11 protein-coding genes, 1 pseudogene and 2 riboswitches are annotated in these 13468 nt (G+C 46.2%); of the genes and pseudogenes, 9 read left to right on the forward strand and 3 right to left on the reverse strand.

The window, feature by feature from the left end:
• Window positions 1-116: 116 nt before the first annotated feature.
• A riboswitch (glycine riboswitch) is annotated at window positions 117-193 on the forward strand.
• A 17-nt stretch (window positions 194-210) separates the two neighbouring features.
• A riboswitch (glycine riboswitch) is annotated at window positions 211-305 on the forward strand.
• Window positions 306-464: 159 nt separating this feature from the next.
• The gene (locus ACWXW9_RS17505; RefSeq protein ID WP_494930433.1) at window positions 465-1883 is read left to right on the forward strand and encodes an alanine/glycine:cation symporter family protein; all 1419 of its coding nucleotides are present in this window, start codon (window positions 465-467) and stop codon (window positions 1881-1883) included.
• A 152-nt stretch (window positions 1884-2035) separates the two neighbouring features.
• Here the strand turns inward: ACWXW9_RS17505 and ACWXW9_RS17510 are convergent.
• Window positions 2036-2194 (reverse strand): annotated as a pseudogene (locus ACWXW9_RS17510) (carbohydrate ABC transporter permease); the annotation flags it as partial.
• Between the two features lie 66 nt (window positions 2195-2260).
• Here ACWXW9_RS17510 and ACWXW9_RS17515 point away from each other — a divergent pair.
• On the forward strand, window positions 2261-2659 hold the full coding sequence (locus ACWXW9_RS17515; protein WP_494930434.1) for a hypothetical protein: 399 nt from the start codon (window positions 2261-2263) through the stop codon (window positions 2657-2659).
• Between the two features lie 5 nt (window positions 2660-2664).
• Entirely contained in the window at window positions 2665-2928 is a 264-nt protein-coding gene (locus ACWXW9_RS17520) for a hypothetical protein (RefSeq protein WP_494930435.1), read from the forward strand.
• Between the two features lie 180 nt (window positions 2929-3108).
• Here the strand turns inward: ACWXW9_RS17520 and ACWXW9_RS17525 are convergent, their stop codons facing one another.
• On the reverse strand, window positions 3109-4587 hold the full coding sequence (locus ACWXW9_RS17525; protein ID WP_494930436.1) for a PTS transporter subunit EIIC: 1479 nt from the start codon (window positions 4585-4587) through the stop codon (window positions 3109-3111).
• A 407-nt stretch (window positions 4588-4994) separates the two neighbouring features.
• Here ACWXW9_RS17525 and ACWXW9_RS17530 point away from each other — a divergent pair, with 407 nt between their 5' ends.
• Entirely contained in the window at window positions 4995-5816 is an 822-nt protein-coding gene (locus ACWXW9_RS17530) for an MIP/aquaporin family protein (RefSeq protein ID WP_494930437.1), read from the forward strand.
• 31 nt (window positions 5817-5847) lie between these two features.
• Window positions 5848-7341: a glycerol kinase GlpK gene (gene glpK, locus ACWXW9_RS17535; protein ID WP_483872648.1), complete on the forward strand. Its 1494-nt coding sequence runs from the start codon at window positions 5848-5850 to the stop codon at window positions 7339-7341.
• 243 nt (window positions 7342-7584) lie between these two features.
• Here the strand turns inward: glpK and ACWXW9_RS17540 are convergent, their stop codons facing one another.
• Window positions 7585-8625: a LacI family DNA-binding transcriptional regulator gene (locus ACWXW9_RS17540; RefSeq protein WP_494930438.1), complete on the reverse strand. Its 1041-nt coding sequence runs from the start codon at window positions 8623-8625 to the stop codon at window positions 7585-7587.
• Window positions 8626-8920: 295 nt separating this feature from the next.
• Between ACWXW9_RS17540 and ACWXW9_RS17545 the strand changes: the two genes are divergently transcribed.
• From ACWXW9_RS17545 to ACWXW9_RS17560, 4 genes are all read left to right on the forward strand, one after another.
• Window positions 8921-10249 (forward strand): ABC transporter substrate-binding protein, encoded by a 1329-nt coding sequence (locus tag ACWXW9_RS17545; protein WP_494930439.1) that lies wholly within the window; start codon window positions 8921-8923, stop codon window positions 10247-10249.
• Window positions 10250-10386: 137 nt separating this feature from the next.
• On the forward strand, window positions 10387-11280 hold the full coding sequence (locus ACWXW9_RS17550; RefSeq protein ID WP_494930440.1) for a carbohydrate ABC transporter permease: 894 nt from the start codon (window positions 10387-10389) through the stop codon (window positions 11278-11280).
• Window positions 11280-12098, forward strand: coding sequence for a carbohydrate ABC transporter permease (locus ACWXW9_RS17555; RefSeq protein WP_494930441.1), 819 nt, complete (start codon window positions 11280-11282; stop codon window positions 12096-12098). The genes ACWXW9_RS17550 and ACWXW9_RS17555 overlap by 1 nt, the downstream gene beginning before the upstream one ends.
• A gap of 23 nt (window positions 12099-12121) precedes the next feature.
• Complete coding sequence (locus tag ACWXW9_RS17560; RefSeq protein WP_494930442.1) at window positions 12122-13468, forward strand: GH1 family beta-glucosidase; 1347 nt, start codon at window positions 12122-12124, stop codon at window positions 13466-13468.

Genomic DNA, 13468 nt, shown 5'->3' on the forward strand with positions numbered 1-13468 from the left:
TGCGCCCGCCTTTATTTTATAGGCTCATCTTAAGATAACCAAACGACTTCACAAATTTTTCACTTGTAAAAAGCTGAAAGTTTTCTGTATAATAAAAAACAATTTCATATGTCTGGTTGATGTTTGCGGGAGATGGAACGTAAGTTCCGACCGAAGGGGCAAAACTCTCAGGTGCTTGGGCTGATAACAGCAACAAGCGGGACCGTAAACGGACAGAACTCTGGAGAGACCCTTAATTGGGCGCCGAAGGTGCACCGCAGATATCATCTGCTTAAACTCTCAGGCAAAAGGACAGAGACGCGAATAACCTGTGACAGGGTATGCCCTAGGCTTTTTTATGAGCTGTTAGTGGCTGAATCCTGCACAAGATGGTTGTATTTTTTCGTGCCTTTAACCTCTCCAGGAGTCGAATCAGCGGATTTGACTCTTTTTTGTTTTTTAATATGCTGGAGGAGCGGGTTGAAATGAATTTGGTACATGTGTTAGAGACAATTAGCAGTTGGATATGGGGTGCCCCTCTGATCATTCTCGTCATGGGAACAGGTCTGTGGCTGACCATACGTTTGAAAATGTTGCAGGTTTTCCGCCTGCCTCTGGCGATCAAGCTGATCGGCAAGGCCCCAAATGAAGGTAGCGGGGATGTCAGCAGCTTTGCGGCCCTGAGTACGGCGCTGGCGGCTACAGTAGGTACAGGAAGTATTGTCGGCGTCGCGACAGCGATAAAACTGGGCGGACCGGGTGCTCTGTTCTGGATGGTTGTTGCAGCCTTTTTCGGGATGGCGACGAAATATGCAGAAGGTGTGCTTGCAGTAAAATACCGGGTGAAGGATCGGAATGGACAATTTTCCGGCGGCCCGATGTATTATATTGAAAAAGGGCTTGGACGCCGCTTTAAACCGTTGGCGATGCTGTTTGCTTTTTCCGGGATGCTGGTAGCGCTGTTCGGGATTGGAACATTTCCTCAGGTCAAAGCGATTGTATCCTCAACCGAAAACAGCTTCGGTGTTCCGCCAATTGTAACGGCATTGATTATTGCTACCCTTACGGGACTCGTTACCATTGGAGGACTCAAGAGCATTGCCAAGGTATCGACCAAAGTGGTCCCTTTCAAAACAGGCTTGTACGTGTTGATCTGTATGATCGTACTGATTCGGTTCGCCGATCAGATTCCTGCCGCACTCGCACTTGTGCTGCATTCGGCATTTTCCACGACGTCTGCGACGGGTGGATTTGCCGGGGCTACGATTATGCTGGCGATGCGCAGCGGGGTAGCCAGAGGGATTTTTGCCAATGAGGCCGGATTGGGAAGCGCACCGATTGCAGCCGCAGCCGCCAAAACCAAATGGCCTGCGGAGCAGGGGTTGATTTCCATGACAGGTGTGTTTATAGATACGATGATTATTTGTGTGATGACCGGGCTAACGCTGCTGGTTAGCGGAGTATGGAGCGGTCCTACCGATGCGGGCTTGATGACGCAGCAAGCTTTCTCCAGCGCATTCCCGCTTGGTGCAGAACTGCTCACAATCATTCTGATTATGTTCGCGTTCACCACGATGCTTGGCTGGAACTACTACGGAGAACGCTGTGTTGAATATTTGCTGGGTGTCAAATGGATTAAACCGTACCGTTATCTGTTCATTGCGCTGGTTGCCGGAGGCGCGTTTATTAAGCTGGATGCGATCTGGTTACTGGCAGATATTTTTAACGCAATGATGGCCTTCCCGAACTTGATTGCACTGCTTGGCTTGTCGGGAATTGTAGTAGCAGAAACCCGTACCTATATGGATTCCCTGTATCCCAACAAGAAAAAGGGAATACTCGCAGGTGCCAGTGCAGGAGCAGCCATAGACATAGAAGAAAAAGGACAAACAGTCAGCTCGTAAAGTCCGATATATCCGAATTTAAGAATATTGAATCTGCAAGATCATTTGCCAGGATAACGAAAGGGAGTGTCCCTCAGCATTACAGGCTGGGAGAACACTCCCTTTTTGCATTATAGAGCAGGATAAAGCTGGCTCAGTAAATCTAATCTTTGGTAAATACCGTTTAACTGGGACAGCGTAATTTGGAGCGTAAATTTGCGCTCATCGGTTAATACGATTAACGGCCATAAATAATCATTCGATGCTCCTATGAAGGTGAATGCGCCGAGAAATGCGAACGCAGGATGTAGAATAGGGAGCGCCACATTCCAATTTCCTGGACACTCATCGAGTCATTTGTGCTTGGTAATGCATCATCACAGTTTTGGTATACGGTGATGATGTTGCAATTTCAATTGCTGATGCCAGTCCTTATTTTCATCTGCTACAAATATCTGGCTAAGCCTAAGCGGTTCATTCCGCTGCTTATTGTGAGCTTCGTGATCTTCGGAGAGTGGCTATGGATGTACGATACCTTCGTATTCCAAGGAGCATATGCGATTAGTCTGCGTTACCTTGACCGCTTTTTCGTTAGTTATTTTATTTATGCTTTACTAGGTGGAATCGCTTGGGTATATAAGAAACAGTTCGACGGAGTGCTTCGCAGGATTCAGTTCATACTCATTCCGGTAATGCTGCTTATTCTCATTTGGACAAATCACGAATTTTTCGGTTTTGGATTTGAGGATATGTCCTTCGGAAATCTGATTTATCTGAAGCCGTCGCAAGGCATCTGATTAGCGTGAATTCCCGTTCACTTCCCTATTACAAATGGTTATCTACTTACGAGTATCGAGCCTTTACAGCGAATGTGTTCATTCTGGTCATCGTGCTGCGCTTGTTTGGTGACTTGATAGGCCAGCTTCCTTTCTTCGTGGGGCTACTCTTGGTTTATCTATCGACTGTAGCATGTTCCTTCAGCGTCGTCTTTGCTTTTGCGCAGTTAAAGGTGTGGGCTGAGGGGGTATTTCTGAGACAGAAAGGAGCGCACAGCACCAATCGCTAAGATAAGTGCTTAAAAATAAACAATACATGTAACATCGTGTATATGACACTATAATTTAGGTGTATCTAAGTTATTGGCAGATTGACGGCAATCATAAAGGGTATCTCGATGATTGAAGAGATACCCTTTTTGTGTAAAGAAGCGGCGGAGAAATTCAAGAGCTTATCGAACCTGAACTTACTACATCAACCGTTGTATTTCATCTTTCAGAATTTCGGATCGCGTACCGAAAATAACCTGTACCGTACCGCTGCCAAGCCTGATGACTCCCGACGCTCCGAGCTGCTTGAGAGCTTGGTCGTTAACCGCTTTGTCGTCTTTGACGACGAGACGCAGCCGTGTGATACACGCATCGATGCTTTGGATATTGTCCGAACCGCCGAGATAGGCCAGCACCTTGCCTGCATGACTGGACTGACTGTTGGATGTGGCACCCGCCTTATCATTGGGTTTGGGTTCGTTAGTGTCAGGCATGAGGCTGTCTTCTGCATCGTCTTCACGCCCAGGGGTTTTTAGGTTGAATTTGAGAATGATGAATCGGAACAGGAAGTAATATATGACGGCAAAAGCAAGCCCGACCAGGATCATTCGCCATGGGTGGGTGGAGAGCTTCATATTGACCAGATAGTCAATGAGTCCTGCTGAAAAAGAAAAGCCGAGTTTGACATCCAGTAGGTACATGATCAGGCCACTCAGACCTGTAAGCAGTGCATGGATGCCGTAAAGCAACGGTGCTACGAACATAAAGGAAAATTCGAGGGGCTCGGTAATTCCGGTCAGGAACGATGCCAGCGCTGAACCGATGAAGATGGAAGCGACCGCTTTACGTTTTTCCGGTTTGGCCGTATGAATAAAGGCGAGGGCAGCCGCAGGCAGAGCGAACATCATAATGGGGAAGAAGCCGGACATAAACATTCCTGCCGATTTATCGCCTGCGAAGAAACGCGTCAGGTCACCGTGAACGACCTCGCCTGCCGCATTGGTGTAGTCACCGATTTGAAACCACGCGATAGCGTTCAATACATGATGCAAACCGAGCGGAATCAGCAGCCGATTAGCGATCATGAATACCATCGACCCGATTCCGCCAAAGCCGACAATCCAGTTGCCGAAGGCTGCAATCCCGTCTTGTATTGGACTCCAAATCATACCGAGCAGAATGGCCAGAATCATGGTCGTGAAGGCCGTGATCATAGGGACGAAACGTTTGCCCGAGAAGAAACCGAGCCAATCTGGAAGCTGGATGCTGTGATATTTTTTGAACAGAAAAGCAGACCATCCGCCGATAAAAATACCACCCAATACCCCCATGTCCAGTTTGACGTCATCCGGGATATATGCAAATATGCCCGGTACTGCCGCCAAAATGCGGGTCAGCACCATGTAGGCAATGACTGCTGATAGTGCGGCTACAGCATCCCCGGCCAGGCCAATAGCAACACCGATGGCGAAAATTAACGCCAGATTGCCGAAGACAGCACCCGCCCCCTCGTTCAGAAAAGGAGTGACATAATGATTCAGAAATCCGCCCACTGCGGAACCAAGTGGTATATCCGTTTCATAGTTAATCAGAGCCAATCCTTGTAAAATCCCTGCGGCGGGTAGTGTGGCTACTGGAAGCATTAACGACTTGCCGATTTTTTGCAGAAATTTCAGCATAACATTCTTCCCTTCTTCGTCGAGTTTGGAAGCGTCGTACCATCCTGAAATTCTTACTGGACAACAAAAAAGAACCGCAAAGCGGATCTCTTTCCTTTCGCTTTCTAGCTCATAACTATGAGTTTGGTCATATACCCAAAAACTGGGTTGCCCATTTTTTACATCATAAATCGGGAAATCTGACACGGTCAACGATTATTTTAGTACATAAGAAAACGTAAATCCGCAGTTGACATCGCTTACAAGCTTATATAATATCAAATTTAAGTTAATAATCGTGACGGAGACAAGAGAGCCACGCAGACATCCCATGCAAGAGCACAGGGGGCGGTTTGTGATGGCTTTTCTTTTTTTGTGCGCGGTGAAAGCGATTAAAAATCGGTTGATCTATTGAGGAGGTAGGTTGTATGTCGCCATACGCAGCCGAATTCGTAGGGACAATGATCCTTATTGCTCTAGGTGGCGGAGTGTGCGCAGGGGTGTCCCTGAAAAAATCATTTGCCCACGGCTCTGGCTGGATTGTGATCGGATTCGGATGGGGGCTCGCGGTCGCCGTTGCGGTATATGCGGTTGGCCAGATCAGCGGAGCACATTTGAATCCGGCGGTGACGCTGGCGCTTGCATTTCAGGGAGCTTTTCCGTGGAGGGATGTTCCGGGCTATATTACAGCACAGCTTCTTGGGGCCATGGCGGGTGCCGTGATCGTGGTTCTGCATTATTTACCCCACTGGAAAGAGACGGAGGACACAGCAACCAAACTCAGTGTATTTGCTACAGGACCGGCTATGGATCATCCGTTCGCCAACGTGCTTAGTGAAATGATAGGTACTTTCATCTTTGTTCTTGCTTTGCAGTCATTCGGTGCCAACTCCTTTACTGAGGGACTGAAACCACTTATTGTGGGTTTTCTGGTTGTCAGTATCGGCTTGTCCTTGGGCGGGACGACAGGTTATGCTATTAATCCGGCTAGAGATTTGGGCCCGCGTCTTGTGCACTGGTTGCTTCCGATTCCCGGTAAAGGCACATCTAACTGGAAATATGCCTGGGTGCCAATTGTAGGTCCGTTGCTGGGGGGCTCTTTCGGAGGGTTGTTTTACCAGACCGTATTTAAAGGGAATATGACTCCAGCTTTCTGGATTGTGTTGGGTATGATTGTAGTGGTACTTATGATTACCTTTCGTTTCAGCCGTACTTATAAAAGTTATAAAGCTAATAAAATAACAGCATAAAATGAGCGGATTACAGGGGGAGAGACCAACGATGGAAAAATATATTTTGTCACTGGATCAGGGAACGACAAGCTCAAGAGCGATTTTATTTAACAGTAAAGGGGATGTGGTGTACTCGGCTCAGCGGGAGTTTCCGCAATACTTTCCTCATCCCGGCTGGGTAGAACAGAATGCGAATGAAATCTGGAGTTCCATTCTTGGGGTCATTGCATCCTGTCTATCCGAATCCGGTGTAAAAGCGAACCAAATTGCCGCTATCGGCATTACCAATCAGCGTGAATCGGTAGCCGTGTGGGACAAAAATACAGGACTTCCTGTGTATAACGTACTTGTATGGCAGTCGCGCCAAACCTCCGAGATCTGCGAGGAACTGAAGCAGCAAGGGCATCAGGAGCTATTCCACAGTAAAACAGGGCTGTTGATTGACCCGTATTTCTCAGGCACAAAAGTGAAGTGGATACTGGATCATGTAGAAGGTGCGCGGGAAAAGGCAGAGCGAGGCGACTTGCTGTTCGGTACGATTGATTCGTGGCTGATCTGGAAGCTATCCGGCGGCAAGGCGCATGTGACCGACTATTCCAACGCAGCCAGAACACTGATGTATAACATTTATGAGCTAAAGTGGGACGAAGAACTGTTGGACATTCTCGGTGTGCCAAAAAACATGCTGCCTGAGGTACGGCCTTCTTCCGAGGTATATGCACATACGGTGGATTATCATTTCTTTGGTCAAAATATACCGATTGCAGGCGCAGCGGGTGATCAGCAGGCGGCTCTATTTGGTCAGGCTTGTTACGAAAAAGGGATGATCAAGAATACTTACGGCACAGGTTGCTTCATGCTGATGAACACGGGCGATCAACCGGTGGAGTCCAAGCACGGACTTATTACGACCATCGCTTGGGGGCTGGAGGAAGGCAAGGTGCAATATGCGTTGGAGGGGAGTGTCTTTGTAGCGGGTTCGGCGATTCAGTGGCTTCGTGACGGTCTGCGCATGTTCCGTGAAGCCAAAGACAGTGAAGCCTATGCAGCCCGCGTTCCCTCTTCGGAAGGGGTGTATCTGGTACCAGCTTTTGTTGGCCTGGGCAGTCCATACTGGGATAGTGAGGTGCGTGGAGCGATGTTTGGCCTGACACGTGGCACCACGAAGGAGCATTTTATCCGTGCAACACTGGAGGCACTTGCTTACCAGACGAAGGACGTGCTTGCAGCGATGGAAATTGACTCCGGCATTGCCGTGAAGACGTTGCGGGTGGATGGAGGAGCCGTGCTGAACAATTTTCTGATGCAATTCCAGAGCGATATTCTCGATGCCACAGTAGAGCGACCAGTGATCCATGAGACGACAGCACTGGGAGCCGCATGTCTGGCAGGTTTGGCGATTGGATATTGGAAGAGCATGGATGAACTGCGCAAGCGTGTGAGGGTGGAGCGATCTTTTGCCCCCGCTATGGATGAAGAAACGCGCAGCAGTTTGTATGAGGGCTGGAAAAAGGCCGTGAACGCGACGATGGCCTACAAGTAATAGCTTAAACGAAGGGTCTCTTCTGAACGATGCGCAGCAATAAGATGACTTCTGAATTGATCAGGAGTCATCTTTTTTTAGGCCCATGTTGTTACTCTGATTAAAACCCGCAAGTTGAACATTTTTTTCAAAGTGTCCATCTTGCGGGTCACAGTTCATGTAATACTGATGTGTTATTAGCCCAATTACCGGGTACGGATTTGGACACACGTCCAGTGGTAACCGCTGAGAGGCTGGTGTGTGTTAACCCTTGACCAGCGTATGGTTCCAATTTTGCCGGGCTCCGCAGGAGCTACGAATGACTAGTTCCGGCTCTACTTTAATACATTTCGTTTCCATTTGTTTATTCATCAGGTCAAACAGCACCATAGCGGCTAGACGGCCTATTTTTTGTTTGTCTTGTTTTACAGTAGTCAGTGGAGGGTCGGTATAACGACAGGCTTCTATATCATCACATCCCACCACAGCAATATCTTCGGGTACTTTCAAGCCGCTCTCCTTGAAAGCACGTATGGCACCAAAGGCAAGCAGATCGGTAGCCGCAAAAATAGCCTTTGGTAAATTTCCTTGCTGTATCCATGCCTTCGCTATCTGGTATCCATCTTCCGCCGCGTAGTCCTTACCATACACTATCCATTCAGGTCTGACATCAAGACTAAACCGTTTTAGTGAAGTGATAAAGGCTTCTTCTCTCTCTTTAATAACCAAGGATGGGCGTTCAATGCCTATAAAACCCATATCGCGGTAGCCATTCATGTAAAAATGCTCAACAACCTTCATTGAGATCTTCTGATTGTCGGACATAATGTAGCAGGAACTGGCTCCGGTTAGTTCAATATCGACACCGATGCAGGGGATGGGGCTGGCGTCGAGATCAAAAACGCTCTTCTCCACTTCATCTCCAGCAATAATAATGCACCCGTCCACTGAAAAATATTTCGAGCGAGCCAAATAGTCCTCCCCATTATCCAAAAATTTCTCATTCGAAAAAAACAACAAATCGTAACCGAGCAAGCCAATCTGTTTTTTGAAGACATTAATGATATCTACAAAAAAAGGATGGCTAAAATCGACATTCAGCTTGCCAGCGAATATAACGCCAACCAGATTTGATTTTTTGGTAGCAAGCGTTTTAGCCGAGGAGGAGGGTCTATAGCCTGTTTCCTCCATAATTTTAAGCACTCGCTGCCGGGTTTCCTCACTGATATCAGTGTAATTGTTTATGATTTTCGAAACCGTTGCTACCGAAACGCCTGCCATACTCGCTATTGTTTTTATATTCATGAAATCCTCCGAAACTAAACTGGTTTAGTTGAATTGACTTTGCATTCTAAATTTAATGATTACTCGTATTCTATGCTACCTCATAGAGGAGAGTCAACAGTGCTATTTAGGATGTAGTTTAATGTATTATGGGAAAATAAGTTTAATTTAAAGGTATTTTATGTTTTTTTTGATAATTCACAAATCTCTATTTACAAATACAGATCATCGTTACATAATGGTAAATGTGAATAACGAAACTGCTTTCGTAAAATGAAAAAGCATTTATTCTAAGATTATTTGGGGGGATTCTGCAATGCTAAAAAAGAGTATTTCTTTACTTATTGTAACCGCTTTAATCGTGGTATTGGCCGCTTGCGGTAAAGGTAACGAAGCTGTACAGAACGGGGATAAAAAGATCACATTAAAGATTATTCATTGGCAACAGGAAAACATTAATAATTATATTAAGGAATTTAATAAAAAGTTTGAAGCGAAATATCCGGATGTTCAGGTAGAGTACACGACCGTTCCTGCCGACTCCACGTATGATCAATTGATGCAAACGCGCATGAACGCCGGTTCATCCGGTGATGCAGACATTATCCCTTTGAAATTCAGCTTTGTAGGCGCACCGCAGGAATGGTCTAAGGGAGCGGCTGATCCGATGTGGAAACAGTGGATTGATGGAGGATTAATTGCAGATCTTTCAGATCAAGCGTTTATGAAGAATTATAATCCTACGGATGTCAAAAATGCTATGACCTATAACAACAAGGTATACGGTGTGAATATGGGGAAAGTGGCTCTGACGGGTCTATTCTATAACAAGGAAATTTTTGAGAAGTATAACCTAACCGTACCTACAACATGGGATGAACTGGTGAATGTCATGAAGGTGCTTAAGGAGAACGGCGTAGAGCCTCTTGGTTTCGGGGGTAAGGACGTATGGCCGATTAACCTCGCTGTTCAGGGGCTCCAAGCTTCCATCCACGATAATCAACTGGAATATATCAAAGGACTGTGGACAGGCAAGACGAAATTAACAGATGCTTCCCAGCTTGAGGTGCTGGAAAAAACGCAGATTCTAATGAATAACGCTATCAATGGATTCATGGGAATTGATTACGGAACCTTGCCAAGTTTGTTTGCAACAGGTCGTGTAGCTATGATCGCAGACGGTACATGGGATGCAGCTACCATCCAGACGGCAAATCCAAATCTGAAATTTGGTTATTTCCCGATTCCCGGCAGTAATGATCCCGCTAAAAATAAAAATCTTGCAGGCAAGTACGATATGACCTGGATGGTATTGGAAAAGTCACCAAACAAGGAATATGCGATCAAATGGCTTGAAATGCTCTCCGAAAAGCAGAACTATACGGATTTTGTGAACGCTGCGGGATTTTTACCAACACAGCCTGATGTGAAGTTAAGTAGTGCATTCATTAATGAAATCGAGCCTTCGCTGAAGGACTTCAAGCTCTCTTGGGACCAGTTGTTCATCAACCGCAAAAATGTTGGACAGTACATCAAGGATGCCAGCGTACACGCAGAATTTCTGACGCCTGCTGGTCCTTTGAAGACGCCTTTAGAGCTTGCGCAAAAATCTCAGGCGGATTGGGAAGCGGCGGCTCCTAAATAAATCAGTAAAATCTGCATCAACGCAATGATACATTTTACCTGTGTGTCGGGCCTGATTCAAGGTTCCGGCACACGAATTATGATCTTGTCAGGTAGCTGTAAGCCTCCTGTAAATAATGAAAAAAAGGTGTGAGGCCCATGTATCCCTTCGGAAAGGGAGCTCCCCGGTTAATGCCATATTTTTTACTGAGTATTCCGGTGCTGATATATTTAATTCTTGGTTTTGGACCTTCCATGGTAACGGTGTTATTTTCCTTTACGAATGCTACAGGGGTACCGGGACAAACGTGGAATTTTGTGGGGTTTGATAATTATATGACCTTTTTTAGCTCCTCTGACTCCGGGGATCGGATTGCTTCCATTGGTCGTTCCTTGTATTTTGCCGTAGCAGTGGTAATCATTCAAAATGCGGTGGGTCTGTTCATGGCCATCCTTATTAATAAGAAGCTCAAGGGTGATGTATTCTACCGCGCTGTATTTTTCCTGCCGGTTGTGCTGGGAGTGACCGTATCCGGTCTGATCTGGCAATTGATTGCCAATCCGCTGGGCGGTCCTGCGCAAACCATTATGAACTTTTTCGGAACAAGTTCCAATTTTTTCGGTGATTATAATATTGCATTTGAATTGATTATTTTTGTTCAAGTATGGATGTATATGGGCTATTCGATGACTATTTTTTTAGCGGGCCTTCAATCTATTCCCAAAGATTTGTATGAAGCTGGATATATGGATGGAGCTTCCGGTTGGAAAGCCTTCAAAAATATTACCTTTCCTATGATTGCACCGTCCTTTACGGTCAACATGTTACTGTCCATTATCGGAGCGCTCCAAACCTTCGACATCATCTATGTGCTGACAGGCGGTAAATTCAATACGACAACACTTGCATTCGATGTGTACGCAACAGCCTTTGGCTCGGGAACGTCTGATTATGGTCTTGCTTCCGCAGTAGCTATGATACAGTTTCTGTTCGTATTTACGGTATCTATGATTGCTTTATATTACTTGCGTAGAAGAGAGGTGGAAATGTAATGAGCAGTACTAAAGGAACAAAAATGCTGAGCTACATCATCGTACTGCTCATGCTTTCATTATATTTGTTTCCACTTTTTTATCTCTTTAATGTGTCAATGAAGACCCAAAGTGAATATCTGATTGATCCTGTGGCTCTGGCCAAGGGCTTTCGGTTCGAGAATTTCATGGATGCATGGGAAAAAGGTAATTTTTCTCAATATATGTGGAACAGTATTTTGTATACGGGCGTATCTACCCTATTGACGTTGGTGTTATCCGTGTTTGCTGCTTTTCCGCTGGCGCGAGGATACGTTAAGTTCAGTAACTTCTTTTACGTATTTTTTCTAATCTCCATGTATCTGCCTAACCCGCTGATTCCACAATTTGCGCTTATTAATAGCATGGGACTGTACAACACACAGCTTGGTTTTATTTTGCTGAAAACGACGGGAACAGGAATTGCGTTCCTGATGTTTGTTGGATATATAAAATCTGTTTCACGCGAACTGGATGAAGCGGCTGCAATGGACGGAACTGGATATGTACGCTATTTGTTTACGATTTTGGTGCCACTGATGAAGCCGGTGTTGGCAACAGGCGTCATTTTGACTGCCATCGGAGTGTGGAACGATATCATAGGCCCTACTATTTATTTGTCTGATCCCGCGTATCAGCCGGTAACCAAGGGATTGTTCTCCTTCTACGGGCAATACATGAACAACTGGCCACTGCTGGCCTGCGGTATTCTGATTGTTACGCTTCCGCTTGTTATTCTGTACATTTTCCTCCAGCGTTTTATCGTCAGCGGAGCGATGGCAGGAGCCATTAAGTCTTAATTGATGAAAGGATGACATCGAATATGAATGATAAAAGTTTTGCATTTCCAACCTCCTTCGTATGGGGGACCTCGACCTCTGCGTATCAAATTGAGGGGGGCATGGCTGAGGAAGGAAAGACGCCTTCCATTTGGGATGCCTTCTGTCAAATACCGGGGAAGGTGATCGGCGGTGACCACGGAGATATAGCCTGCGATCACTTTCACCGCTTCAAGGAAGACGTGCAACTGATGAAGCAGCTAGGTTTTTTACATTACCGTTTTTCTGTGGCCTGGCCTCGTATTATTCCTGCAGAGGGTGTGGTTAACGAACAGGGGTTACTCTTCTACGAAAACTTGCTGGATGAGATTGAGGCGGCCGGGCTGATTCCGATGCTGACGCTATATCACTGGGATCTACCGCAGTGGATCGAGGACAAGGGTGGCTGGACGAACCGTGAGACTACTGAGCATTTTAAAATTTATGCCTCTTTACTAATGGATCGGTTTGGACAACGCGTAAACTGGTGGAACACGATGAACGAGCCTTATTGTGCCTCTATCCTGGGCTATGGTACAGGTGAACATGCTCCCGGCCATGAGAACTGGAACGAAGCCTTTACTGCCGCTCACCATGTCCTGTTGTGTCATGGCATTGCCATCAATTTGCACAAGGAAAAGGGCTTGACGGGCAGTATTGGTATTACGCTGAACATGGAACATGTGGACACAGCTTCCGAACGGCCTGAGGACGTAGCAGCTTCCATTCGACGTGATGGTTTCATTAACCGCTGGTTTGCCGAGCCATTGTTTAACGGGCAGTACCCTGAAGATATGGTGAAGTGGTATGGGGAACACTTGAACGGATTGGATTTTATACAGCCTGGTGATATGGAGCTGATGAAGCAACCAGGAGATTTTCTGGGGATCAACTACTACTCCCGTAGCGTCATTCGCGCGGCTACGGATGATTCTTTTCTTCAATTGGAGCAAGTTCGTATAGAGGAACCAGTAACAGATATGGGCTGGGAGATTCATCCTGAATCCTTGTATAAGCTGCTGACCCGGATTCAAAAGGATTTTACCAAAGGCTTACCGATTATAATAACGGAAAACGGAGCCGCAATGAAGGACGAATTGGTAAATGGAAGGATCGAGGATACGGGGCGTCAGCGCTATATTGAGGAGCATCTGAAGGCATGTCATCGCTTTATCGGGGAGGGGGGGCAGCTCAAAGGTTATTTTGTCTGGTCATTCCTTGATAACTTTGAATGGGCTTGGGGCTACAGCAAGCGCTTTGGTATCGTACATATCAATTACGAAACGTTGGAACGGACACCCAAACAAAGTGCGCTATGGTTTAAGCAGGTGATGGCAAGTAACGGGTTTTAA

Source organism: Paenibacillus sp. LT-B23, from assembly GCF_059417685.1.